General features: G+C 62.5%; 25 protein-coding genes. 7 read left to right on the forward strand and 18 right to left on the reverse strand.

Features of this window, described 5'->3' with window-relative positions; genetic code table 11:
• Positions 1-27: 27 nt before the first annotated feature.
• A complete protein-coding gene (locus tag ACIQ36_RS00630; protein WP_395824274.1) occupies positions 28-2,226 on the forward strand; it encodes a mechanosensitive ion channel domain-containing protein in 2,199 nt (732 codons plus the stop codon).
• Positions 2,227-3,507: an AmpG family muropeptide MFS transporter gene (locus tag ACIQ36_RS00635; RefSeq protein WP_395824277.1), complete on the forward strand. Its 1,281-nt coding sequence runs from the start codon at positions 2,227-2,229 to the stop codon at positions 3,505-3,507.
• On the opposite strand, the gene ACIQ36_RS00640 is transcribed toward ACIQ36_RS00635, so the two are convergent.
• Complete coding sequence (locus ACIQ36_RS00640; protein WP_395824280.1) at positions 3,480-4,523, reverse strand: glycosyltransferase family 9 protein; 1,044 nt, start codon at positions 4,521-4,523, stop codon at positions 3,480-3,482. The genes ACIQ36_RS00635 and ACIQ36_RS00640 overlap by 28 nt on opposite strands.
• 85 nt (positions 4,524-4,608) lie before the next feature.
• Between ACIQ36_RS00640 and ACIQ36_RS00645 the strand changes: the two genes are divergently transcribed.
• Positions 4,609-7,293 (forward strand): GNAT family N-acetyltransferase, encoded by a 2,685-nt coding sequence (locus ACIQ36_RS00645; RefSeq protein WP_395824284.1) that lies wholly within the window; start codon positions 4,609-4,611, stop codon positions 7,291-7,293.
• 54 nt (positions 7,294-7,347) lie between these two features.
• Here ACIQ36_RS00645 and ACIQ36_RS00650 read toward each other — a convergent pair whose 3' ends face one another.
• The 4 genes from ACIQ36_RS00650 to ACIQ36_RS00665 all read right to left on the reverse strand — a co-directional run bounded on the left by ACIQ36_RS00650 (position 7,348) and on the right by ACIQ36_RS00665 (position 10,126).
• Positions 7,348-8,478 (reverse strand): type III PLP-dependent enzyme, encoded by a 1,131-nt coding sequence (locus ACIQ36_RS00650; protein WP_395824287.1) that lies wholly within the window; start codon positions 8,476-8,478, stop codon positions 7,348-7,350.
• A 516-nt stretch (positions 8,479-8,994) separates the two neighbouring features.
• The gene (locus ACIQ36_RS00655) at positions 8,995-9,342 is read right to left on the reverse strand and encodes a type II toxin-antitoxin system VapC family toxin (protein ID WP_395824290.1); all 348 of its coding nucleotides are present in this window, start codon (positions 9,340-9,342) and stop codon (positions 8,995-8,997) included.
• Positions 9,343-9,373: 31 nt separating this feature from the next.
• Positions 9,374-9,628 carry a type II toxin-antitoxin system prevent-host-death family antitoxin gene (locus ACIQ36_RS00660; protein ID WP_395824293.1) on the reverse strand — a complete coding sequence of 85 codons (255 nt, stop codon included), beginning with the start codon at positions 9,626-9,628 and terminating at the stop codon, positions 9,374-9,376.
• A gap of 51 nt (positions 9,629-9,679) precedes the next feature.
• Positions 9,680-10,126, reverse strand: a complete 447-nt coding sequence (locus tag ACIQ36_RS00665; protein WP_395824296.1) for a MarR family winged helix-turn-helix transcriptional regulator — start codon at positions 10,124-10,126, stop codon at positions 9,680-9,682.
• Positions 10,127-10,252: 126 nt separating this feature from the next.
• On the opposite strand from ACIQ36_RS00665, the gene ACIQ36_RS00670 reads away from it, so the two are divergent.
• Both ACIQ36_RS00670 and ACIQ36_RS00675 read left to right on the forward strand, forming a co-directional pair.
• Entirely contained in the window at positions 10,253-11,263 is a 1,011-nt protein-coding gene (locus tag ACIQ36_RS00670) for an alpha/beta hydrolase fold domain-containing protein (RefSeq protein ID WP_395824299.1), read from the forward strand.
• A gap of 46 nt (positions 11,264-11,309) precedes the next feature.
• On the forward strand, positions 11,310-11,735 hold the full coding sequence (locus ACIQ36_RS00675; RefSeq protein WP_395824302.1) for an organic hydroperoxide resistance protein: 426 nt from the start codon (positions 11,310-11,312) through the stop codon (positions 11,733-11,735).
• 142 nt (positions 11,736-11,877) lie between these two features.
• Here ACIQ36_RS00675 and ACIQ36_RS00680 read toward each other — a convergent pair whose 3' ends face one another.
• From ACIQ36_RS00680 to ACIQ36_RS00730, 11 genes are all read right to left on the reverse strand, one after another.
• Positions 11,878-12,654, reverse strand: coding sequence for an ABC transporter ATP-binding protein (locus ACIQ36_RS00680; protein WP_395824305.1), 777 nt, complete (start codon positions 12,652-12,654; stop codon positions 11,878-11,880).
• Positions 12,642-13,412 carry an ABC transporter permease gene (locus tag ACIQ36_RS00685; protein ID WP_395824391.1) on the reverse strand — a complete coding sequence of 257 codons (771 nt, stop codon included), beginning with the start codon at positions 13,410-13,412 and terminating at the stop codon, positions 12,642-12,644. Before ACIQ36_RS00685 ends, ACIQ36_RS00680 begins: the two co-directional genes overlap by 13 nt.
• Before the next feature lie 17 nt (positions 13,413-13,429).
• The gene (locus tag ACIQ36_RS00690; RefSeq protein WP_395824308.1) at positions 13,430-14,467 is read right to left on the reverse strand and encodes an ABC transporter substrate-binding protein; all 1,038 of its coding nucleotides are present in this window, start codon (positions 14,465-14,467) and stop codon (positions 13,430-13,432) included.
• Positions 14,468-14,565: 98 nt separating this feature from the next.
• Positions 14,566-15,165: a glutathione S-transferase N-terminal domain-containing protein gene (locus ACIQ36_RS00695; RefSeq protein ID WP_395824310.1), complete on the reverse strand. Its 600-nt coding sequence runs from the start codon at positions 15,163-15,165 to the stop codon at positions 14,566-14,568.
• A 38-nt stretch (positions 15,166-15,203) separates the two neighbouring features.
• A complete protein-coding gene (gene gloB / locus ACIQ36_RS00700) occupies positions 15,204-15,965 on the reverse strand; it encodes a hydroxyacylglutathione hydrolase (protein ID WP_395824313.1) in 762 nt (253 codons plus the stop codon).
• A gap of 36 nt (positions 15,966-16,001) precedes the next feature.
• Positions 16,002-16,865, reverse strand: a complete 864-nt coding sequence (locus ACIQ36_RS00705) for an EamA family transporter (protein WP_395824315.1) — start codon at positions 16,863-16,865, stop codon at positions 16,002-16,004.
• A gap of 130 nt (positions 16,866-16,995) precedes the next feature.
• Positions 16,996-18,807 carry a phosphoenolpyruvate--protein phosphotransferase gene (gene ptsP / locus ACIQ36_RS00710; RefSeq protein WP_395824318.1) on the reverse strand — a complete coding sequence of 604 codons (1,812 nt, stop codon included), beginning with the start codon at positions 18,805-18,807 and terminating at the stop codon, positions 16,996-16,998.
• A gap of 5 nt (positions 18,808-18,812) precedes the next feature.
• Positions 18,813-19,115, reverse strand: coding sequence for an HPr family phosphocarrier protein (locus ACIQ36_RS00715; protein ID WP_395824321.1), 303 nt, complete (start codon positions 19,113-19,115; stop codon positions 18,813-18,815).
• A 3-nt stretch (positions 19,116-19,118) separates the two neighbouring features.
• Positions 19,119-19,523 (reverse strand): PTS sugar transporter subunit IIA, encoded by a 405-nt coding sequence (locus tag ACIQ36_RS00720; RefSeq protein WP_395824324.1) that lies wholly within the window; start codon positions 19,521-19,523, stop codon positions 19,119-19,121.
• A gap of 145 nt (positions 19,524-19,668) precedes the next feature.
• A complete protein-coding gene (gene rapZ / locus ACIQ36_RS00725) occupies positions 19,669-20,586 on the reverse strand; it encodes an RNase adapter RapZ (RefSeq protein WP_395824327.1) in 918 nt (305 codons plus the stop codon).
• 94 nt (positions 20,587-20,680) lie between these two features.
• On the reverse strand, positions 20,681-21,265 hold the full coding sequence (locus ACIQ36_RS00730; protein ID WP_395824330.1) for an HPr kinase/phosphorylase: 585 nt from the start codon (positions 21,263-21,265) through the stop codon (positions 20,681-20,683).
• A gap of 304 nt (positions 21,266-21,569) precedes the next feature.
• Between ACIQ36_RS00730 and ACIQ36_RS00735 the strand changes: the two genes are divergently transcribed.
• Both ACIQ36_RS00735 and ACIQ36_RS00740 read left to right on the forward strand, forming a co-directional pair.
• Positions 21,570-21,875 (forward strand): nucleotidyltransferase family protein, encoded by a 306-nt coding sequence (locus tag ACIQ36_RS00735; RefSeq protein ID WP_395824333.1) that lies wholly within the window; start codon positions 21,570-21,572, stop codon positions 21,873-21,875.
• On the forward strand, positions 21,862-22,200 hold the full coding sequence (locus ACIQ36_RS00740; RefSeq protein ID WP_395824335.1) for a DUF86 domain-containing protein: 339 nt from the start codon (positions 21,862-21,864) through the stop codon (positions 22,198-22,200). The genes ACIQ36_RS00735 and ACIQ36_RS00740 overlap by 14 nt, the downstream gene beginning before the upstream one ends.
• Before the next feature lie 57 nt (positions 22,201-22,257).
• Here the strand turns inward: ACIQ36_RS00740 and ACIQ36_RS00745 are convergent, their stop codons facing one another.
• The gene (locus tag ACIQ36_RS00745; protein WP_395824338.1) at positions 22,258-23,970 is read right to left on the reverse strand and encodes a stimulus-sensing domain-containing protein; all 1,713 of its coding nucleotides are present in this window, start codon (positions 23,968-23,970) and stop codon (positions 22,258-22,260) included.
• Positions 23,942-24,625: a response regulator transcription factor gene (locus ACIQ36_RS00750; protein WP_395824341.1), complete on the reverse strand. Its 684-nt coding sequence runs from the start codon at positions 24,623-24,625 to the stop codon at positions 23,942-23,944. The genes ACIQ36_RS00745 and ACIQ36_RS00750 overlap by 29 nt, the downstream gene beginning before the upstream one ends.
• Positions 24,626-24,670 lie beyond the last annotated feature (45 nt).

Below are 24,670 nucleotides of genomic sequence, written 5' to 3' on the forward strand. Positions count from 1 at the left end.
GGTTTCGGGCCTGTGGGAGAGAGATGGATGCGGCGGATTCTAACGGTTTTAGCCCTCCTGTGGCTCGGGTTTGGCACTGCGCTGGCCGCCGATCCGCCGAAAGAAACGCCGCCCGATCTGCCCGCGCTGATCGAAACCTTGAAGAATGACCAAGCGCGCGAAGCGCTCATCAAGCAGCTTACCCTGCTGGCGAACCCGCAAAAGAAGCCCGCCCCCGACGCGATTGACGAAACCCTCAGCGGCATTTTCGGGCGCGGGGTGACGCATCTTTCAGACGGGTTGGCGAAACTCGGCGGGGCCGTGTCGGAAGCGGCGGGCACGCTGGCCGCCCTCCCCGACGATGTGATCGCCGATAGTGCCCAGTGGCGCGACCCGGCGCGGCAGCAGCGCTGGGCCATTCTTGCGGGCAAAGTTGCGATTCTGCTGCTGTGCGCCCTGGTGAGCGAATGGCTCTTGGCCCGCGCCCTGCGCCGCCCCCGCCAGGCCCTCGCCGACCGGCCCAGCGAAAGCCGTGTGGAGCGATGGTTGCTGCTGGCCGGGCGGTTCGTGCTCGATCTCTTGCCCGTGCTAACCTTTGCCGCCGCTGCCCAAATCACCCTGTCGCTGATTGCGCCGGACCGGCTCACCCGCCTCGTGCTGGTGCTGCTGATTAACGCCAATCTGATTGTGCGCGTCGTGCTGCTGCTGGGCCGCTTGATCCTTGCGCCCGAGCATCCGCGCTTCCGTCTCGTGACCCTGACGGATGAAACCGCCGCCTACTGCTACGTCTGGCTCCGCCGGATGGTGGCACTCGCCGCCTATGGGTTGCTGGGGCTGGACGCGCTGCGCCTGCTCGCCCTGCCCGATTCGCTGGCCGACCTGATCGGGCGCTTGATCGGCCTGACCCTCGCGGGCATGGCGATTATTCTCATTCTCCAGAACACCGAAGCCGTCCGCCAATGGTTGCGGCGGGAGAGTAATGGCTCGCGTCTATCGAAACAGATGGGCGACGGTCTTAACGCCCTCCGTCACCGTTTGGCCGACGTTTGGCACGTGCTCGCCATCGTCTATATCGTCGCGGTCTATAGTGTTTGGACGCTCGAAATTCCCGGCGGTTTTCTGTTTCTGCTGCGCGCCACGGGGCTTACGGTCCTGCTGTCGCTGGCGAGCCGGTGGATCAAGCAGGGGCTGCGCCATCTCGTCACGCTGGGCTTCACCATTAGCCCGGATCTCGCGACGCGCTTTCCGGGGCTCGAAGCCCGCGCCAACCGCTATTTGCCCGTGCTTCAAAGCATGCTGAGTATCGGCTTGAACCTGCTGATTGTGGTTCTGCTGCTACAAATCTGGGGGCTCGATAGCCTTGGCTGGTTGATCGAAGGCAGCGGGCGCAAGCTGCTCTCCAGCCTTACGATTGTGCTGGTCGTCCTCGTCATCGCCGTCGTGGTCTGGGAAATCCTCTCCTCCTGGATCGAACGGCTCTTGCAGGAAACCGAGCACGACGGCCAGCGCCGCACCCCCTCCGCCCGGATGCGCACACTGCTGCCGCTGCTGCGCAATGCCCTGCTGGTCGTGCTGGTCATCATGGTCAGCCTCATCGTGCTGTCGGAAATCGGCATCAACATCGCCCCGCTGCTAGCCGGGGCCGGGGTGGTCGGCCTTGCCGTCGGTTTCGGCTCGCAAACCTTGGTGAAGGATCTCATTACCGGCCTGTTCATTCTCATCGAGGATTCGATTGCGGTCGGCGATTCGATTGAGGTTGCGGGCAAGTCGGGCACGGTGGAGGCGATCACCATTCGCACGATCCGCCTGCGCGATTTGCGCGGGGCCGTGCATACGATCCCCTTTAGCGCCGTCACCACGATTCAGAACTCGACCAAAACCTTCAGCTTCGCCGTCGTCGATGTAACGGTCGATTATAAGACCGATCTCGACCTTGCGGCGGTAACGCTGAGCGAGGCCGATACCAAGCTGCGCGCCGATACGCCCAATTATGCCGAAGCGGTGCTGGAGCCGCTCGAAGTCTTTGGGCTCGATAAGGTCGAAAACGGCGCGCTCGTGCTGCGGGTCCGGGTGAAAACCCTGCCGGGCAAGCAATGGTCGGTGGAGCGGATGCTGAAGCGCGGCATCAAGGAAGCTTTCGACCGCAACGGCATTACCCTGCCGGGTCCCGCGCAACTGGTCCTGCAAACCCCGCCCCCACCGCTGCCGCCTGCCCCCGCACCAACGCCCGCACAGGCCGCCGACTAAATGCCCGCCGCCCTCACTCGGTTTGCCGAAACCTATGGCCGCCTGCCGGTTTTCATCGTGCTGCTGCTCGGCATCGCCTCGGGCCTGCCGCTGGCGCTGACCTTTTCCACCTTGAGCGTTTGGCTGACCGAAGCGGGGGTGAGCCGAACCCAGATCGGCCTGTTTGCCCTCGCAGGCACGCCCTATATCTGGAAATTTGCCTGGGCGCCGATTATGGACGCGGTGCCGCCGCCGCTGCTGGCCGCCCTTGGGCGGCGACGCGGTTGGATGATTCTGACGCAACTCGGCCTGATCGTCGCTATTCTCGCGGCTGCTGTCACCGATCCGGCGCAAGCTCCAGGGCAAATCGCCGTCTGCGCTGTGCTGATTGCCTTCTTCTCGGCCAGCCAAGATATTGTGATCGACGCTTACCGCATCGAAAGCCTCAGCCCGCAGCAGCAGGGCGCGGGCAGTGCCATGTCGGTCTACGGCTATCGGTTGGGCATGCTGGTTTCCGGCGCGGGGGCTTTGTTTCTGGCCGAAGCTTTCTCCTGGGCCGTGGTTTACGCCGTCATGGCCGCCATCGTCGGCGTGGCAATCGTGTTGGTGCTGCTGATCCCCGAACCGCCGCCGCCCGAAAAACCGCTGGTCCTGCCCGGAGCCGGGCCGGTCGGCTGGATCAAGGCGACGATTCTGGAGCCCTTCGCCAGCTTCATGCGCGCGCAACCGCAGTGGCTGCTAATTCTGGCCTTCGTCGTGCTCTATAAGCTCGGCGATGCGGTCGCGGGGGTGATGACCAACCCCTTCTACCTCGCACTCGGCTTTTCCAAGAGCGATATTGCTGCCGTTGGAAAGGTCTGGAGCCTCGTTGCCACGCTGTTTGGCGTATTTGTCGGCGGCTGGCTGGTCGGCCAAGCCGGGATTCTGCGGGCGGTTTTGATCGGCGGTATCTTGCAGGCCCTGTCGAATTTCGTCTTCATCTGGCAAGCGCAAGTCGGGGCGGATATTGCGGTTCTGTCGGTCACGGTTTTCGTTGAAAACGCCACCGGCGGCATCGGCACCGCCGCCTTTGTCGCCTATATCTCCAGCCTGTCGCAGCGCCAGTATAGCGCAACCCATTACGCGCTTCTGTCGGCCTTCGCCGCCACCGCCCGAACCTTCCTGGCGTCGGGGGGCGGCTGGCTGTCGGAGCAAATGAGCTGGGAATGGTTTTTCTTGGCGACCGCGTTTACGGCGATACCGGGACTCGTCCTGCTGCTGGTGTTAATGCGTCGTCAGGCCAGAAGCGTCGAGAGCGCCTGAAGCACCACCTGGGGCGGGATTTTGTCCATCGCCTCGCCGCCGAAATCCTGCGCGCGGATCACTAGCCCATCGACCGCCATCGGCGCGAATTTACGCGGATCGGTGGGGCCGAAGAGCGATACCAGCGGAATCCCAGCGGCGGCCAACAGATGCCCGCCGCCGCAATCGTTCGACAGGCCGACCTCGCAAAAGCTCGCCGCCGCGATGGTAAGATCGGCGCGGTATTTCAGCGGGCGCGCGGCGCTATGCTGGAGCGGAAACAGGCTGCCCGGCACATTGGCGGCAATATCATCGACCCAAGTCGCCTCCTCCGGCCCCAAGAACCAGACCGGCACATAACCATTGGCGGCAAGGCTGCGCGCCACGGTGACGTAATTCTGTAAGGGCCAAATCTTTTGCTTGCCCCCCGCCCCCGGCGCGAAGGCGATGTAGCGATAGCCCTGCGGCAGCAACCGTCCGGCCAGATCGGCAATCTCCGGCGCGAGCGGCAGGGGGGCGAGCGGATCGGGCGGCTCGGCGATGGCGAGATGCAACAGATCGAGCAAGCGCCCGCACATGGCATCGGGGCGCGCGTAGCCTTTTCCCGGCTTGATCGTCGATAGGCTGAAGTCTGCCGCGCCGGAAATGAAGAAGCGGGTTTTGATGCGCTTCAGCACCAGCGTGGTGAGCATCCGCGACTGGGTATCAATGACCAGATCGAAGCTTTGATCCTTCAGGGGCCGCCCGAGAATTTCCATCCAGTGGGAGCCGACATCGGCATTATCGATGACTTCGGTTATCAGCCCCTGCACCAGCGGCGCGAGCGAGGTTTTATAAGCGCTCGCGCCCTTGCCCGCGAGCCAGATAATTTCGCCGTCCGGGAAAGCCGCCCGCAGCGCGCGCACGAAGGGCAGCTTCATCAGCCCATCGCCCATCAGATCGAGCCCGACATAAACCAGCACCCGCGCATCGACGGGCGGGCGGGGGCGGGTGTCTTGTTCCAGCAGGGGGGCCTGCGGCGATGTGAACTGCGTCATGGTTTCCGATCTGAAACCTAAATGGGCTAAGGTGCGGTATCGCCCCACCCCGCACGGGGCAGACTGATGAGAGACTCTTATAGCCATGACCGTCCGTAATCTCGACGCTCTTTTCAAACCGAAATCGATTGCGCTGATCGGCGCGAGCCAAAAAGAGCGATCCGTGGGCGCGGTCCTGGGTCACAACCTGTTTCGGGCGGGCTTCCAGGGGCCGATTTTGCCGGTGCATCCGAAGAATCCCTCGGTCGAAGGCGTGCTCGCCTATGCCGATATTGATGCGCTGCCGATTGTGCCCGATCTCGCCGTGATCGCCACCCCGCCCGCCACCGTGCCGGGCCTCATCCGTCGCTTGGGTGAGCGCGGGTGCCGGGGCGCGGTCGTCATCACCGCCGGGTTCGGTGAAGGGTCGGATGATGCGGGAATGGCGTTGCGGCAAGAAATGCTGGACGCTGCCCGCCCGCATTTGCTGCGCATCATCGGTCCGAACTGCCTTGGGATTCTCGTGCCCGGCTCCGGCGTAAACGCTTCCTTCGCCCATGTGCCCGCGCTACCGGGCGATATCGCCTGCGTCACCCAATCGGGCGCGGTCGCAACGGCGCTGCTGGATTGGGCGACGGCGCGCGGGATTGGCTTTTCCCATGTGGTTTCCTTGGGCGATAGTGCCGATGTGGATTTCGGCGACATGATGGACTATCTGGCGCTGGACCCCGGCACAAAGTCGGTCCTGCTCTATATCGAGGGCGTGACCCACGCGCGTAAATTCATGTCCGCCGCCCGTGCCCTTTCGCGGTTAAAGCCGGTGGTGGTGATTAAGGCCGGACGACACCAGGCCGCCGCCGCCGCTGCCGTCTCCCATACCGGCGCGATGGCAGGGTCGGACGCGGTGTATGATGCCGCCTTCCGGAGAGCGGGGATGCTGCGCGTCACCGATCTCGGGGATCTTTTCGCCGCCGTCGAAACCCTCGCGCGCCTCCCCCCGGTGAAGGGCGAGCGCGTGGCGATCATTACCAATGGCGGCGGGATCGGCGTGCTGGCGACCGATGCGCTGCTGGACGAGGGCGGCGTGCTGGCAACCCTGTCGCCCGAAACCATCGCAAAGCTCGATCCGGTTTTGCCGCATACTTGGTCGCGCGCCAATCCCGTCGATATCATCGGCGATGCGCCGGGCGCGCGCTACTGCGCCGCCCTGGATGGGGTTTTGGCCGATCCAGGCGTGGACGCGATTCTACTGCTGAACGCGCCGACCGCCGTCGCCTCCTCGGTCGAGGCTGCCGAAGCCGTCATCGGGCATTTGAAGCGCGGCGATAAGCCGGTGCTGACATGCTGGATGGGGGACCTGGAAGCGCGCGGCGCGCGGGACCGCTTCCGCGCCGCCGATCTTCCAAGCTTTTTCACCCCGACCGACGCGGTTAAAGGGTTGATGCATCTCGCGCGTTACCGGCGCAATCAGGCGCAGTTGCAGCAGCTTCCGCCCGCCTCGCCAGAGACGGGCACGCCCGACCGCGCTGTCGTGACTGAGATTCTCGCCAGCGTTCGGGCCGAGGGGCGCGAATGGCTGGATGAAGCCGAAACCAAGCGCGTGCTGGCCGCCTATGGCGTGCCGGTGGTGCGCACGGTCGCGGTTGAGACGCCGGAGGAGATTCTCACGGCCGCCGAGGGGCTTAGCCTGCCGCTCGCGGTCAAAATCCGCTCCCCCGATATTACCCATAAGTCGGACGTGGGCGGCGTCGCGCTCGATTTGCCCTCGGTTGCCTCCGCCAAAGAAGCCGCCGTCGCCATGCTGCGCCGGGTGCGGGAGGTGAAGCCCGACGCCCAAATCGCTGGGTTCACCGTTCAAGAAATGATCCGCCGCCCCGGCGCGTTCGAGTTGATTCTGGGCGTTGCCAGCGACCCCACCTTCGGCCCCGTCGTCCTGTTCGGTCATGGCGGTGTCGCGGTCGAAGTGCGCAACGATAAAGCGCTCGCCTTGCCGCCGCTGAATATGCCGCTGGCCTACGACCTCATGCAGCGCACGCGGATTTCGCGCCAGCTTGCCGGTTTTCGTGCCCGCCCGCCCGCCGACCGCGACGCGATTGCCGGCGCGCTCATTCAAATCGCCCAACTCGCCATCGATCACCCGAGTTTACGCGAACTCGACATCAACCCCTTGCTCGCCGATGAAGCGGGCGTGGTGGCGCTGGATGCGCGCATCCGCGTGCAAGACCCGGCCAAAGCCGCGCCGGTTGCCGTGCCGCCCTATCCCAATCAGCTTGAAACCGAGGTTGTTATCCGCGACGGCACCCTGGTGTCGCTCCGCCCGATCCGGCCAGAGGATGCGCCGGATATCATCAGCATGATCGAGTTGGTCGATCCTGAAGACGTGCGCTTACGCTTCTTCGCGCCGCTGAAATCGATCCCGCGCCCGATGCTCGCCCGGCTCACGCAAATCGACTACGACCGCGAAATGGCTTTCGTCGCCCGCCCGGTGAACCCCGACGGCAGCCTGGGGCCGATCTGGGGCACCGTGCGCCTCTCCTGCGATGCCGATTTAACGGTGGGCGAATATGCCATTCTCATTCGCTCCGACATCAAAGGCCGGGGCCTTGGCTATACGCTGATGCACCAGATCATCGGCTATGGGCAGGAGCGCAAAGTCGGCAAAATCGTCGGGACTATTCTGCGCGAGAACGAGCCGATGCTGACCATGGCGCGGGACTTGGGCTTTCTCCTCCACGTCAGCGCCGACGATACAGGGGTAATGGAGGCGGTGCTGCCCATCACGAGCAGCTAACGAAAAAGGACCGGAGTTGGTCGCCCAACCCCGGCCCATTCTAAACAATAATGATTAGATACACACGGCCCGCAGCGGCGCAAAACCGTTGAAGTTCACCGCCGAATAGGAGGTGGTGTAAGCGCCCGTCGCAAGGATATTCACCTTGTCGCCGACTTTCAGTTCGACCGGCAGGTGATATTCGGTCTTTTCGTACAGAATATCGGCGCTATCGCAGGTCGGCCCGGCCAGGATCACCGGTGCGGTATCGCCGCCGTCGCTGGGGGTGGTGATATCGTACTTAATCGCTTCGTCCATGGTTTCGGCAAGGCCGCCGAACTTGCCGATGTCGAGATAGACCCAGCGCTTGTCTTCGGCGTAATCCTTCTTCGAAATCAGCACGACTTCGGTCTGAATGATCCCGGCATCGCCGACCATCGAGCGGCCCGGCTCGATGATGATTTCCGGAATGGCATTGCCGAAATGCTTACGCATCGCCTGCATCACGCCTTCGGCATAGGCTTCGACCGGGCGGATATTGGCGCGGTACTTCGCCGGGAAACCGCCACCGATATTAACCATCTTCAGGTCGATATTGGATTTGGCAATCGCCATAAACATCGCAGCGGCACGGCCGATGGCAACGTCCCACTGGCTGATGTCGGTCTGCTGCGAGCCGACGTGGAAGGAAATGCCATAGGGCTCCAGGCCCATGTCGCGGGCACGGACCAGAAGGTCGGCGGCCATTTCAGGCGCGCAGCCGAATTTACGCGACAGCGGCCATTCGGCCCCACCGCATTCCATGAGGATACGGCAGAACACTTTTGCGCCGGGGGCCGATTGGGCCAGCTTTTCAAGTTCGGCTTCCGAATCGAAGGCGAACAGGCGCACGCCTTTTTCGTAGGCGTAAGCAATATCGCGCTGCTTCTTAATCGTGTTGCCGAACGACACGCGGTCCGGGCTGGCACCCTGGCCGAGCACCAGATCGATTTCGCCGCGGCTGGCGGTATCGAAGGAGGAGCCGAGGCTGTTCAGCATCGTCACCACCGCCGGCTCAGGATTGGCCTTCACGGCGTAGAAAATGCGCGCCAGCGGCAGCAGGCGGTTCATCGTGCGGTAATTCTCGGCGATCACGTCCAGATCGACCACGAGGCACGGGGTTTCCGGCTGGTTTTCAGCGAGATAGCGTTCGATCTTGGCAGTCATGGCGACAACTCCACACGTAGGGCAAAGACGGGTCTTCGCCTGGCCTCGGTTTAAGCCGAGGTCCGGAAAATAGGGGAAGCTGATTGGGTTGCCCTCGAGCGAGGACAGTCAAAACAGCGGCAGCGATGGAACGAGGGTAGGAAAAGGATCAGGGACGGGGCGGTTTGTAAGCCCTATCCCCCACTTCTAGGGCCTAGGCTGAACGCTAGCCGCAAGAGTCCTCTCCGCCGATTTTCGGGCGGTGAGCGTCTTACAGGAAATGAAGCGTATACTAGTCATGGGCCACTATTCCCTTCGGCACCAGCAAGATTGCTAGAAGATCCAAAAGGACGCGGGTCCGTCGTTGCATAACCAACCCTGGGGTTACTTCCCAGTGGGCCATAGGCACGTGCGAGTGCGTCTGGGATTGCGTATGAGGCAAAACGCCCCCCCACGCAAGTGAAATTTTTGTTGGGATTCCCGAGGGAAACGCAACGCTCTTCTTCCTGCGGCGCAGGGGCCACAGAAAGCGGCCTTTCACGCCTCGGCTGGGAGATATGAGAGATTATAACGGACGATCTCGTGATCGGATGTGATGAGCGTCAGCCCGCGTCGACGAGCTTGCGCGATCAACAATCGATCAAATGGATCCTTATGGATCGGCGGCAGCCCGATAACCGCTTCGGCATCGCGCGAGACAATCGAAAGTGACCGAAACTGATTCTGCGAAATCGCTTCCGTCGGCGAACCGCTATAAGCGAGCTTCCCTAAAGAGGCTTTGATCGAAATCTCCCAAACACTCACAGCGCTTACATAGATGGCCTGTGTCGGGTCCGATAGAATCTCTCTTGCCCGAGGCCCCAGCCTCGGCGAACGCTGTCCCACCAGAGGAAGACTTGCGTATCCAGCAGATAGGTCATTCGGATTCTAGGTGCCTTTCAAAGACAGCGAGCGCGTCGCCCGCCAAGGGCGAATCGAAGTCATTGGCAAGCGCCGTAAGCTTCAGCGCATGGGCGGGTCGACGCGGTGATTTTGGGGGCGATGGCAGCGTTACGAGCCGCGTGCGCGAGCCATCGGCGGCGACAATCACAATGTCTTCGCCCCCCGCCGCCCGCTGGATGAGACCGGGGAGATTTTGTTCAGCCTCTTTAAGACTTACGGTACGCGTCATCGGCTCCTCCTCGGCGACCATTATAGTTTTAGCCCATGTTCGGGTGTTCACCTAGAGCGACTCAACCGCCGCCGCCAGCGATGCCCGCAGTCGGATAATCTCCGCCTTCAGGGCCGCCAACTCCGGCACTTCAAGCCCGGTTGCCGACAGAATGCACGGCGGCACGGTTTGCGCTTTCGTCTGCAACCCCTGCCCCGCGTCGGTCAAATAGAGCCGAACCTGCCGTTGATCCTCGAGCGATCGGCGGCGTTCAACGAGGCCCGCCGCCTCCAGCCGCTTCAACAGTGGCGTTAGCGTGGAGGATTCGAGGAACAGCCGCTCGCCCACCGCCCCCACGGTCTGCCCGTCCTGCTCCCACAGGATCATCATGACGAGATATTGCGGATAGGTCAGCCCCAGCGCATCCAGCAGCGGCTTATAGACCCGCGTGAAGGCGTGGCTGGTGGAATAGACCGCAAAGCAGAGCTGGTTATCCAGGTGGAGCCATTCGTTCGACATAGGGCACGTCCTCGCCTCAAAAAATTTATCGCACGACCTAATCGTACACGCTTGACATAGGTTCGTTAAAGATCGCATAACAGTCGCACACGATCTAATCGCTAACGATATAAATGGGAGCCGATCATGAAGACCTTCACCGCAAGCCTCGCCGTGGCTACCGCCCTCAGCGTCAGCGTCCTGGCCGCATCCCCGGTGCTCGAACCCGGCACGCAAAAATTCATCGACGCGGTCGCCGCCTCCGGGGGTGCACCGATCTACACGCTGACGCCCGAGGCCGCGCGGAACCTGCTGCGCACGGTGCAAACCGGTGCCGACCTGCCTAGGGGCGTGAGCGTGAAGGACAGCAAACTGCCGGTCGGCCCCACGGGCGAAACCCGCATCCGCATCCTCCGCCCTACCGCCGCCAAAGGCGCGCTGCCCGCCCTCGTCTACTTCCACGGCACGGGCTGGGTGATGGGCGATACGCTCACCCACGACCGGCTCGTGCGCGAACTGGTGGTGAAAGCCGGGATCGCTGTAGTCTTCGTCGATTACGAGCGCTCGCCGGAAGCCCGCTACCCCACGGCCATTGAACAGGATTACGCCGTCACCAAATATGTTGCCGAGCATGGGGCCAAACTCGGGCTCGATCTGAAGCGTATCGCCATCGGTGGCGATAGCGTCGGCGGCAATATGACGGCGGTGGTCGCGCAACTGGCGCAAGAACGCGGCGGCCCGGCGTTGAAGGCGCAACTGCTGTTCTACCCGGTCACGGATGCCAGCCTGGATAACGGCTCGTATAAGGAATTCGCCAATGGCCCGTGGCTGACAAAACCTGCAATGGAATGGTTCTGGAACGCCTATCTGCCCCAAGGCGCGAACCGGGCCGACCCAAAAATCTCGCCGCTGAACGCCAGCAAGACGCAGCTCGCCAAGCAGCCGCAAGCCCTGGTCATTACCGCCGAAAACGACGTTCTGCGTGACGAAGGCGAAGCCTATGCCCGCAAGCTGATCGAAGCCGGAGTCGTCACAACGGTGACACGCTACAATGCCACCATTCACGACTTCGTGATGCTGAACGCCCTGTCCGCAACCCCCGCCACCCGCGCCGCGCTCGATCAAGCCGCAAGCTTCCTCAAAGCGGCCTTGCGTTAACCTTTAACCCCTCACCCAAAACCCTCTCTCTCTGAAAGGAACGATCATGTCCGTCAATGTTCTCTACAAAACCTCCGCCCGCGCTACCGGGGGCCGCGATGGCCACTCCGCCACTCTCGACGGCAGCCTGGACGTTAAGCTGACCACGCCGAAGGAACTCGGCGGCGCGGGCGGCGAGGGTAATAACCCGGAACAGCTTTTCGCTGCCGGTTATGCCGCCTGCTTCATTGGCGCGATGAAATTCGTCGGCAGCCAGACCGGCGTGAAAGTCCCCGCCGACACCGCCATCACCAGCACCGTTGGCATCGGCCCGCGTTCGGAAGGCGGCTTCGGCCTCACCGTCGCCCTCGCCATTGAACTGCCGGGCCTGGAGCGGAAAGTTGCCGAAGAGTTGGTCGAAAAGGCCCACCACGTGTGCCCCTACTCGAACGCCACGCGCGGCAATATCGATGTGCAGTTGAGCATCGTTTAAGGAAAAAGTCGGGGGCGCTGCCCCTACCCCGCTCAAGGGGCTTGCCCCTTGAGAATCCCTTTTTCAGGGGAAACGAAACGGGCTGTGGTGATTGACCGCCACAGCCCGTTTTTGTATTCGGTTCCCCAACGGGCGAACCCCGTTAAATCCCCTCGCCCTCGACACTCATCGCCCGGCCCAAATCGCTGCGCACGCGCTCAATGGCAAGCGCGGCCCCCCGTTGGCGCGGGCGCGGGTCGAGAATTTCGTGACTGGCGGTAATATGGGCGGGTTTGCCGCCGAGCAGGATCACCCGGTCGGCGAGGTAGACGGCTTCGTCGATATCATGCGTGACCATCAGGATCGTGGTGCCGCTGGCTTTCCAGATGCGCAAAACCTCGTCTTGCAACTGGGCGCGGGTGATGGCGTCGAGCGCGCCGAAGGGCTCGTCCAGCAGCAGCAGATCGGGTTCGACCGCGAGCGCCCGTGCGAGGCCGACGCGCTGGCGCTGGCCGCCGGAAAGCTGGTAGGGCCAGCGGGTGTGAAACTCCGACAGGCCAACGAGGGCTAAAGCCGCTTCGGCGCGCTGGCGTTGCTCGGCTTTCGACAGGCCCAGCCCTTCGAGCCCGAACATTACATTCCCCAAAATCCGCCGCCACGGCAGCAGACGCGCTTCCTGGAACACCAGCGCGCTGGGGCGGCTGTTTGGGCGCGGCACGAGGCGGCTGGTGACGGTTCCGGCGGAGGGTTTCGAGAGGTCGGCCAGCACGCGCAGCAGCGTGGATTTCCCCACGCCCGAGGCCCCGACGATAGCAACGAAGTCGCCGCGATTGAGGGTGAGGTCGAGATTTTCCAGCACCACCGTCCGCCCGCCATCGGCCTGGGGATAGGCGAGTTGCAGGCCGGAAATTTCGATGATCGGCGGGGTTAGCGTTGCCATTGCAGCACCAGGGCCGTCAGGCGACCAAAGAGAATATCGGTAAGGCTATAAAGCCCGGCAATGGTGAGCATATAGAGCACAACGACGGAGGTTGCGAGCAGGGAGGAGGCTTCCATCATGCGCGCGCCGATACCGGGAATGCCGAAAAGCTCGGCGGCAACCACCGCCATCCAACCTTGCCCCAGGGCGATGCGGATGCCATTGAAAATCCCTGGGGCTGCGGCGGGCAGGACGATCTTGAACAGCTTCGCAAGCCGCGAGCGGTGCCCGAACGCATCGGCCACTTCCAGCAAATCGGGATCAACCCCACGCACCGCCGCAAACGCCGCGAAGTAATTAATCCAGAACACGCCAATCGCAATGATGAAGGTCGCCGCCGCTTCGGTAATGCCGAACCAGATGACGGCGAAAGGAATCCAAGCAATCCCCGGAATCGGGCGCAACACCCGGACGATGCCGAGTTGCAAAGCTTCAAACGTGCGCGATAACCCGGCGGAAATCCCCAACGCAATGCCGAGGCCGGAGCCGAGCAGCAGCCCCGCCGCATAATGGCCGAAGCTGCCCTGAACGGCCTTCCACCAATGGCCGCTCGCCCATTCGCGTAAGGCCGCCGCCGGAACCATCGACGGCGGCGGGGCCAGCGTGCGGGACAAAAGCCCGCTTTGCGCCAGCGATTCCCAAACTCCTAAAAATACCGCCAGCCCGACGAGCGACAGAATCAGTCGGTGAAGCTGGGTTCGATCTTTAACAAGGGGAATCGCAGGCACGGCAGAGGTCACTGGGCAGCGGCTTTCTTATAGGGGCCAACGTCGAACAGCGTATCAAGCGGAACGGTCTGCGGCAAAGTGCCGATTTTCGCCTGGAAAGTCTGCATTTTTTCGACCGACGCGCGGATGATGTCGGGATTGGCTTCAAACTTCGACGAGGGCGAGGCCAGGGCGCGTTCGATGGTGCCCTGATCGGTTAAGCCCGCACCGATGAATTTGTGGACCGCCGGGGCGGCCTTCTTCGGGTCCGACGCCAGCAGTTTCGTCGCGCGGACGTGCAGGGCCACCAGCTTATCAATCGCCTCCGGATTGGCTTTACGGGCGTCGTCGCGCACCGCCAATACCGAGCCGGGTTGGCCTGGGAAAATCTCGCCGCCGAGGCCAACGATTTTCACTTCCGGGTCAAGGTCGCGGATAATGGTAATCACCGGCTCACGCACCGCCGCCACATCGACGGCTTTGGCGAGCAGCGCTTGCTGGGTTTTTTCAATCCCCATCGGCAGAATCTCGATCTGGTTCGGATCAAGCTTGCCCACTTCCTGCGCCCAATAGCGCGTAACCGTATCGGGCACCGAGCCTGCGGGCTGCGTGGAAATTTTTACTTTCTTGCCGGTTTCCTTGAAGAAAGCTGGAACCGCCGCCGCCGCCGAGCCGGTTTTCGCCACAAGGTCAGCAAAAGTACCGCGCCCGACCAGGGCGATTTCTTCCGTCGCGGTTGCCGCCAGCACCGTTACGCCGATACCATTGGCCTTGGCGACGATGAAGGGGCTAACGCCCGCATAAAGAATATCGAGCTTGCCGGAGGCAAGCGCCTGGATCATCGCCGGGCCGCTATCGAAGCGGGTGATTTGCAGATCGAGCCCCGCCGCCTTCGCCCAGCCTTCACCTTCCATCACGAAAAGCTGCGAGACGCCGAGCACCGGAATATAGCCAACCTGCAGCTTCACCGGGGCTTGGGCGGCAACCGGAAGCGCCGCGACAGCAAGGCTGGCGGTTACGCCGATGAGGGCAGCGCGGCGGCTGAGGCGGGAAACGAGAGAGCGCATGGGAAATCCTCTGAAAAATCTGGATTTCACAGAACCACACTCGCCCGCGCGTGTAAAGTTCATATAACAAACAACATTCGTTATATGTGATTTAACCCTTATGCCGTTGGCTTTGTTGCGACCAGCGAGGGGCGCGTTTCGACCGCCGCGTACCACGCCGCCAAGCGCGGACGCCCCGTGCGCCAATCAATATGCGGCAGGCGGAAGTCGATATAGCCAAGCCCACAGGCGACCGCGAGGCTGCCCAGCGTAATCGGCTCCAACTGCCGCGCCTGACCTTCCAGCCAATCCGCCGACGCCATCATCGCGGCTTCTTGGCGCGCAAGATAGGCTTTCGACTGTTCCGCATCGGTCCGCAGGCTTTCCATGCGCGACCCAAACGCCGCATCGCAAATCCCGTCCCCCAGTGCTTGCAGGCGCAGCACCGACCAGCGCGCCGGGCCACCCAGCGGCAGCAGATCGGTATTGCTGGCGAGCGCCAGCAGATATTCGACGATCACCGGGCTATCGAACAGCGACTCGCCGTCTTCCAGCACCAGGGTGGGGACTTTGCACAGCGGATTTTGCGTGCGTAAGGATTCTTCCTGGTGCGGGTTGGTCGGAACGATCTGCACCTCGTCCGACAAGCCGGTTTCATGGACGATCACCATAACCTTGCGCGCGTATGGCGAGGCGGAAGCGAAGCGGAGTTGAAGCATCGTTTTTTCCCCGATGTGTTAGACGCGGACGATACCCGCTAAAATCGATCCTTGCGACCTCGGATCTCCGCAAAAACCGCAACCGGCTCCGCGTTTGCTGCAAGGCCGAGTTTTGCGGCCATCCCCACTTCATCGGCCCGCAAGAAAGGACTCACCGCCGTCTCCTGCCCGATCAGTGCCGGAACCGTGGGCAGGCCTTGCGCGCGTTTAGCCCGGATTTCCGCCCCATAGGCGTTGAGCGCCGGATCGTCCGGCAAAAGATGCTCGGCAAAGCGCAGGTTGCTTTCCGTATATTCATGGGCGCAATAGACGCGCGTGTCGGCGGGGAGCGCGCGAAAGCGCTTCAGCGCCTCCCACATCTGCGCCGGGGTGCCCTCGAACAGCCGCCCGCAGCCCAAGGCGAACATCGTATCGCCGCAAAACAGCGCCGCGCTGCCCGCACAATAATAGGCGATATGGCCGCGCGTATGGCCGGGCACATCCATCACCAGGGCTTCGGACGCGCCTAAGGCCACCGTCTCGCCATCAGCCACCGCCCGATCAATCCCCGGAATCCGGTCGCGGTCGGCGGCGGGGCCGATGATCGTGCAGCCGGTCGCCGCCTTCAGCGCCAGATTGCCGCCCACATGATCGCCGTGGTGATGCGTGTTGAGGATCGCATCGAGCGTGCCGCCCGCCAGCGCGTCCAACACCGGCTCCGCATCGGCGGGATCGACGACGAAGCGAAAGCCGGTCGCCGTGTCCCGGCCCAGGAAGATGTAATTGTCGCTGCGCACGGGCAGAAGTTGGATTTCGAGCATAGACGAAAGTTTACGGCGTTATTCGACCCAACGCAATCAGCGCGTCAGAATCAGCACCACACCGAACAGTGCCAGCGCCGTCGCCGCCCAGGACACCCAACTCAGGCGCACGCCGAAGAAAATCCGCAAAATCGGCAGCATCAGAATCGGCGGCAGCGCGCTCAAAATCGCGGCAAGGCCGGTTTCGACGTTAGCGATAGCGAAGGAGACGAAGAAAACACCACTGCCGGAAATCGATCCGGCCAGGGCGATACGCTTCCACAGGCGGCCCGGTTGGCGGAAGGCACTGGGGCGGGTGATGAGCAGAAACAGCGCGAGCGAGCCGAGCGCCCGCAAGAAGGCCACCAGAATCGGATCGACGCCCGCGATCAGCGCTGGTTTTTGCAGCAAGGAGCCGCCCGCCTGCCCTAAGCCGCCAAGGAGACCGAAGAGAATGCCAACCGTCAGCGCCCCCGGTTCGGGGGCGAGGCTCGCCGCCTCCTTCTCCTTGCGCGCCACGGCCAGCGCGATCCCGGTAAGCGCGAGCGCCCCACCCGCGAGCGCTTGCAGCGGCAAGGCCTCGCCCAGCACGGCCCAACCGAGAATCACCGTAAAAGGCGCGGCGCTCATGTAAATGAGGCTTCCGAGGCGCGGGCCGATCATTTTATAGCATTGGAACAGCGCCACATCGCCCAAGGACAGGCCGATGAGGCCCGACAGCACGGCCCAAAAGCTCGCATCCCAAGTGAGGCGGCTCCAGTCGGCGAACAGGCTGGCCGCCGCGCCGAGCAGCACGACGAAAATCACCATCCGGCTGCGACTAAAGGCGACCGACCCGATTTCCTTAATCACCGGCGTTGCCACCAACGGCCCCAACGTCCAGCACAGCGACGCCATGAGCGCCGACGCTTCCCCCAACATGATGCTTTCGTTGCTTTCGATCAGCTTTACCCTGGCAAGGAGACGGTCAGGGTGCCGAAAAAACAAGCAGAGATTTCACAGGGTTCCCCTGACCTTTTCGGGTACGGGGTCGGCTAGGATTCTACGCCCGCTAAACCGAATGCACGCCGAGATTGGCGATGAAATCGTCGAGCAACTCGCCGATGCGTTTGGCGTCTGCCTGATCCATGATCGTGCGGGCGCGGCGGCTGGCTTCGGTCAGGCTGAGGGCGCGGATGCGCTCTTTGACGCTCGGGAGCTTTGGCGCCGACATGGAAAGCTCGCGCACGCCAATGCCCAGCAGCAGCGGCACGAAGCGCGGATCGCCCGCGATTTCACCGCAGATGCTGACGGGAATGCGGTAGCGCAGCCCGGCTTCCACGGTGAATTGAATGAGGCGCAACACCGCCGGATGCAGGGGCTCGTAGAGCGCCGCAACCCGCTCGTCGCCCCGGTCGATGGCGAGCGTATACATGGTCAGATCGTTGGTGCCGATGGCGAAAAAATCTGACACCGCCGCGAGCCCATCGGCCGAGAGGGCCGCCCCCGGCACTTCGATCATCACGCCCAAGGGTGGTAGTTTTTCGGGCACGTTGACCTTGCGGCGCTTCAGGCGTTTATGCACCCGCTCCAAAGCTTCGCGCGCCTGATGTACCTCGCCGATATGGGAGATCATCGGCAGCAAAATCCGCACCGGCCCATGCACCGCCGCGCGCAGAATGGCGGCGAGCTGCGTGTCGAATAGGCGCGGATGGGCGAGCGACAGGCGCACGCCGCGCACGCCCAGGGCCGGGTTTGGGGCTTCTTCGATGGGCTCGCCGATTTGCGCGCGCAAGGCCGGAGCCAGCTTATCGCCGCCGATATCGATCGTGCGGATGGTGACGGGGCTCCCCTCCATCCCTTCCACTACCTCGCGCAGAAACTCATACTGCTCGTCTTCATCGGGCGCATGGTCGCGGTTCATATAGAGGAATTCGGTGCGCAGCAGCCCGACCCCCTCCGCCCCCACCCGATGCGCGCCCTCAAGGTCACGCGGCAGTTCGATATTGGCGTTAAGGCCGATGGTGAACCCATCGGTGGTAATCGCAGGCACGTCGCGCAGGCGGGAGAGGCGCTTGCGCTCCCGTTTCAAGGCCGCGCCTTCCGCCTCATAACGCTCCCGCGTTTCCGGCGTCGGGTGAACGATCAGCTTGCCCGCATGCCCATCGAGAATAATCGGATCGCCGGTTTTCAGCCCCTCGACCAGATGGGCAATCCCCAGAATCGCGGGCACCCCCAGCGAGCGCGCCATAATCGCCGTATGGCTTTCCTTGCCCCCCGTTTCGGTGGCAAAGCCCAGCACCAGTTTCGGGTCGAGCAGGGCCGTATCCGCTGGGGTCAGGTCGGGTGCAATCAGAATGCAGCCTTCGGGCAGATGCTTGAGCGCCACATAAGGCGTTGCCATCAGGCAGCGAATGAGCCGTTCGCCCACCTCGCGCACGTCTTCGCCGCGCGCAGCAAGGTAGGCATCGCCCATACGCGAGAAGCCATCGCTGATTTCGGCAATCGTCGCGCGCACCGCCGCTTCGGCATTCAGGCGCAGCTCGGCGATCAGCTTGTCTGCCGTGCGGATCAGGCGCGAGCCCGCCAACATTTGCAGGCGCGCATCCAACAAATAGCCCAATTCTTCCGCCGCCGCCGGGGGCAGCGACTGAGATTTGACCTTGAGCTTCTTCAACTGCTTGGTCGCAAGCGCCACCGCATCCTTGAGGCGTTGCGATTCGGCTTCAAGCCCGTCCGCCTCAATCAGATATTCCGGGGTGGACGGGGCCGTATCGTCGGAGACCCAAGCGGTGCCAAGGGCGATTCCCGGCGCGACGCCGAGGCCCTGGAAAACCCGCTCGCGGCCCAGCGGCGGTAAGTCCTCGGCCCGGTCGCTTTTCATCTTACTCACTCTTCATGAAATTTCTCGGCCACCAGGGTCGCGAGCGCGTCCAGAACCGCATCGGCCTCGACCCCCGAGGCGGTGAGCGTCAGGCGCGTTCCGGGGGAGGCAGCCAGCATCATCAGCCCCATGATCGACCGTCCCGAAACCTGCTCTACCTCCTCGCCCGGCTCGGTTTCGGCGTGGCAGACCAGCACCTCGGCGTCGAACATTTCGGCGGTTTTGACGAATTTCGCCGCAGCGCGCGCGTGCAAGCCCCGCTTATTGGTGATGAGGACGTGAACGGAATGGTCGTGCTCCAAACTCATATCCTAAGCCTCACCCGCCAGCAGCCGCGAGGCGACCGCGATATACTTCCGGCCCGCTTCTTGGGCTTTGGCCACCGCTTCGGGAAGCTTGATGGTTTCGCGCAAGGAGGCGAGCTTGATCAGCATCGGCAGGTTCACCCCGGCGATCACCTCCACCGGTGCCATATCCATGATCGAGATCGCAAGGTTAGACGGCGTGCCGCCGAACATATCGGTAAGCACAACCACCCCATCGCCCTCATCAACCTGGGCCACGAAATCGAGAATATCTTGACGCCGCCGCTCCATATCATCTTCGGGGCCGATACAGACCGCAACGCAATTACGTTGCGGACCTGTGACATGTTCGAGCGCCGCAATAAATTCTGCTGCAAGGCGTCCGTGGGTTACGAGGACCAGACCGATCATGCTTGCCTTTCCCCGGCGTTAGAGCGAAGCCCGTGCTTAAAAGAAGGAAGGCCCGGATTCCGTGACCTAAACCCCTTCGTGCCCCCATGGCGGCAGCGGGCCTGTACAAAAGTTTGTCGGCACGGGCCTGTCAAGACAATCAGCGTCACGACAGCCCACCCGCCTTATCCTGGGCGGCGCGGGCGCGCGCCGGGCGGTTATCTTTCAGTTCGCGGTGATGGATGCCCGCACCCCACCCCTGGCTATTGAGCCAAGCCGCCGTTTGTTCGGCCAAAAACACCGACCGATGCTTGCCGCCGGTGCAACCGAAGGCAATCGTAAGATAGCTCTTACCTTCCTCCTGATAGCGTGGCAGCAGCGGCGTTAAAAGCTGCTTAAAATTGGCGAAAAATGGCCCAAAATCGGGATCTTCCTGAATATGGGCGGCAACGCCAGCATTGCGCCCATCGAAGGCGCGCAAAGCCAAATCATAATAAGGGTTACGCAGAAAACGCACGTCGAACACCAGATCAGCCTCGCGCGGCAAGCCCTGGCGGAAAGAAAAGGAGAGCACGGTGACGGTCAGCAAACTGCGCCCGTCCTTGACCTCTACCAATTCCTGCATCAAGCGCCGAAATTCGCCGGGGGCCAGAACCGTGGTGTCGATCACGTCTTGGGCGCGCTGGCGCAAGGGGCCGATCAGGGCACGCTCCAGCGCAATGCCATCGGCGGCGGGCCGGTCGGCGGCGAGCGGGTGGCGGCGGCGGGTTTCGGTGAAGCGCCGCACCAGCGCATCATCGTCGCAATCGAGGAAGACAAGCTGCGGGCGCGTGCCGGTATCGGTTTCGATCTGATCGAGCGCGAGCAACAGTTCATCGACCGAAAAGCCGCGCGTGCGAATATCGATGCCAATGGCGAGCGGTTCGGCAATCCGATCATGGAGTTGCGCCACCATCGGCAGCAGCGGCAGCGGCAGATTATCGACCGCTTCATAGCCGATATCTTCCAGCGCGCGCAGGGCGGTAGATTTACCTGCCCCCGACATGCCCGAAACCACGAGGATCGGTGATTCTCTTCGGCTCACAGTATCCCCATCGGTCGCATTTGATCTCGGCCTGCCCAGAATAATCTCGCAGCTACCGACGATAGCCGATTCCGAGCGCGGGCAAAAGCGCTCGTCATACGGGGGGCGCCGGAACCGGATCGGGCGGGGCCAGAAGCTTGGGGCTACGCTCGGTCAAAATCCGCACGGCAAGGCGCACTTTGGCCGGGGCCGAGGGCTCCAAGGCATTCAGGCACCAGCGCGGCAGTGTGACCCCGAGAAAAACCTCCGTATCAGGATCGGGTAGGCGCTCCGGCTTATCATCGGGCGGCAACACATCGACCACCATATGGACAGGGCAGAGGCTTTGATGGGGCAGGCGCACGAGCCCCAGGCCCCGCACTTCCAAAAGCCCCGCCAACCCCGGCGGGGGCGAGGCCACGAGAATCGGCCCGCCCGCCGTGAGGGCCGTGCTCAGCAGCGTCCGGTCATCGGCCACCAAAGTCGCGCCGCCATCGATCAGGCGCAGCGCCAGATCGGATTTTCCCAAACCCGAGGGGCCGCGCAACAGCAGACCAACCCCATGAAGGGAAATGCAGGTCGCATGAATGCTGGGGCCTTCGGGGGTCAGATCGATAGGCTGCACCTCGGTCCCCCGGCGCGCGGGCGGGGCGGCCTCCGCGTGCGGGTCGAGCGGCAGCGACGTATGGGGTTCGGTCATAGCGGCCTCCTAAAAATTCTCGCGTCCAATTCACTGCGCATATGGGAGCAAAAATATGGCATCCCCCTTGTAATCCCGATAAAAATCGTCGGGCGCATTTAACGCACTGGGCAGCGAGCGATCGAACAGACGATGTATCCTAGGCCCCTCCAACTGGAAACGAGGAAATGGCCACACAATGGATCGCCGCGCTAAGGTTGCGCGTCTTTTAACCTGAGCTTATATAAATTACCTATGTGGTAATTGCTCGGCAGTCGCCTTCTACACAAGGATTGGCCCAAAACGCTGCGGCGGGAGACTGGTGATGATACAATCCCTTTTTACCGATCCTAACGCACTGGAAACTATCTGCCGTCGGCATTACATCCGGCGGCTAGCCCTGTTCGGCTCTCAGTTAAAAGGCACCAACCGCCCCGATAGCGATGTGGATCTTCTGGTAGAGTTTGAGCCAGAAGCCAAACCCAGTCTTCTCACCCTGGCGCAAGTGGAAATAGAACTGTCGCCGCTCGTGGGAGGACGCAAGGTTGATCTGCGGACAGCGCAGGATTTGAGCCGCTATTTCCGCGACGATGTCGTGCGGTCAGCTGAGGTACAGTATGACGGCGGATGATGTTATTCGTATCCGTCATATGGTCGATGCCCTCCATTCAGCCATCAGTTTCACCCGAGGCCGGCAGCGGGAACACCTCGACACGGATACAATGCTCGCCTTTGCGCTGGTACGGGCCATTGAAATCGTCGGCGAAGCCGCTACCAAGGTGAGCATCGACACCCGTGAGCAACACCCAGAGGTTCCCTGTGCAGCCATCGTCGGCATGCGTCATCGTCTAATCCATGCCTATTTCGATATCAATCACGATATCCTCTGGACGACCGCGACCGACGCCGCCCCCGGACTGCTGCCGAGGCTGCTCGCTATTGTGTCGGCGGGCTAAGCCCTCCAGGGCTCATCCGCTGCACCTGTGTCGAGTCTTTGATCGCCACCCTATACGCTAAACCCGCAACCCCTTTGCCACCGGCAGCGTCACGACAAAAGCCGCGCCGGTCACATGCCCATCGAAGTGATGCCGGTTCTTCGCCATCAGCGTGCCGCCATGGGCTTCGATGATCTGTCGGGAAATGGAAAGGCCCAGGCCCGAATGAGTGCCGAAATTTTCTGCTTTCGGGCGTTCGGAATAGAAGCGCTGGAAAATCGCCTCCTCCTTGCCCGGCGGAATGCCTGGCCCATCGTCTTCCACAGCAGCAATCACGCGTGCCCCCTCGCGCCGCACTGTGAGGCGGATCGAACCCTCCGGCGGGCTAAAGCTGCGGGCATTATTGATGAGATTGCGGAACACCTGCACCAGCCGATCTTCCACCCCCAAAACCGTCAGCAAGCCCCCCGGCGCGACCGTGAGGGTGATCGGCACCGCGCCTTCGGGATCGGTTACTTCATACACACCGACGAGTGCTCCCATAAGCCGCCCGAAATCCAAGGGTTGCGGTTCGGCGCGCGCCATTTCGGCATCGACGCGGGAGGCGGCGGCAATATCGGTAATCAGCCGGTCGATGCGCAGCACATCCGAGCGGACGATACTCATCAGCTTCGCGCGCTTCTCCGGGTCCTCGATGCGCGCGACCATATCGACCGCCGACCGGAGAGAGGAGAGCGGGTTTTTGATCTCGTGGCTCACGTCCGCCGCGAAACGTTCGATTGCCTGAAGCCGCTGGTGCAGCGTTTCGGTCATGGCTTTCAGCGCTGTCGAAAGATCGCCGATTTCATCGCGGCGCTTGCTGAAATCGGGAATAGCGGCATTGGCCCGCCCTTGGCGCACCCGTTCCGCCGCGAGCGCCAACCGGCGGATCGGGCGGGCAATCGTGCCCGCTAGATAGAGCGACATCAGAATCGTCACCACCAGCACAAGCCCGCCCAAAATCATAATATCGGTGCGCACCCGGCGCAGGGATTCATCGATTTCGTTGGAGGAGCGCGAGAGCATCAGCACGCCAACCACTTCCCGATACCGCTGAATCGGCATGGCAATCGTGAAGATAAAATGGCCATTGTCGCTCACATAGGCCGCCGCCGCCGGCTCGCCCAGCATCGCGCTGGCCCCTTCGGGATAGTCGGAGGCGCGGCGGAGCGGGCGCGTATCATACTGCGGAAAATTATCGCGCCGGGGCAGGGCGTTGAACACCCAATCATAGGCGCGCGACAGCCACGGCCCTACCCCATCGGGCTCGCCCGGCAGCGGCGCAACGCTAACCATGCCGTTCGGGTGCAGCACCAACTGACTATCGATCAGCGGCGTTCCGTCGCGCTCGAACACCTGCGCGCGGGCGCGGGTTTGCAGCGCGAAACGCCGCACCATGGGCCGGGCGACCGATTCGACAATGCGCAACTGCTCCAAGTTGGTGAGCGCCGTCGCCCCTTCCCCCAGGGCACCGGACATGAGCCCCGCCTGCATCGTGAGGGCTTCGATTTCGGCGCGCACCAGGGCTTCCTGGTAGCGGTCGAGATACAGAAGCCCCACGCCGAGCATCAGCGGGGCGAGCAGATTGACGGCAAGAATGCGTACCGAGAGGGTCGAAATCCGCCGCTTCTTTTTCGCAGCCTCCCGAACCCCGGCGGCGGCTTTCTGCTCGCCCACCAGGGCGATATGATCCGGCGAACCGCCCCCCTTGGGAGGCGATGCGCTAGGAGGAGAATCGGTAGCCGACGCCATAGAGGGTTTCGATCTCGGAAAAATCTTCGTCGGTAACTTTGAATTTTTTGCGCAGCCGCTTGATGTGGCTGTCGATGGTGCGGTCATCGACAAAGGCGCTTTCGCCATAGGCCGCATCGAGCAATTGATCGCGGCTTTTCACATGGCCGGGCCGCTGGGCGAGGGCTTTCAGAATCAGGAATTCCGTCACCGTCAGGTCAATCGGCAGGCCCTTCCAGGTGCAAAGATGGCGCTTTTCATCCAGCGCGAGATTACCGCGCACCATCATCGCGGGTTCGTTCGCGGCCACCGCCTCGCGCCGCCGCAGCACGGCACGAATGCGCGCGAGCAGCAGGGTTTGGCTGAACGGCTTGCGGATATAATCATCCGCCCCCAACGACAGGCCGGTTAGCTCGTCCTCATCATCATCCTTAGAGGTGAGGAAGATCACCGGGAGCGAACTGGTTTTACGCAGCCGCTCCAGCACTTCCAGCCCATTCAGGCGCGGCATTTTAATATCGAGCACCGCCAGATCGGGCGGCTTGCCGAGAATGCCCTGCAGACCCGCTTCGCCATCGGGATAGGTGCGCACCTCGAACCCTTCCGCTTCCAGCAGCATGGAAACGGAGGTGAGGATATTTTGATCGTCGTCGATTAACGCAATGGTCTGCGGCATTCTCTGCCCTTCTGCTAATGGCCGGGTCACTCTACCTTCGGTTTG

Origin of the sequence: Elstera sp. (assembly GCF_044372965.1) — a bacterium.
GTDB lineage: Bacteria > Pseudomonadota > Alphaproteobacteria > Elsterales > Elsteraceae > Elstera.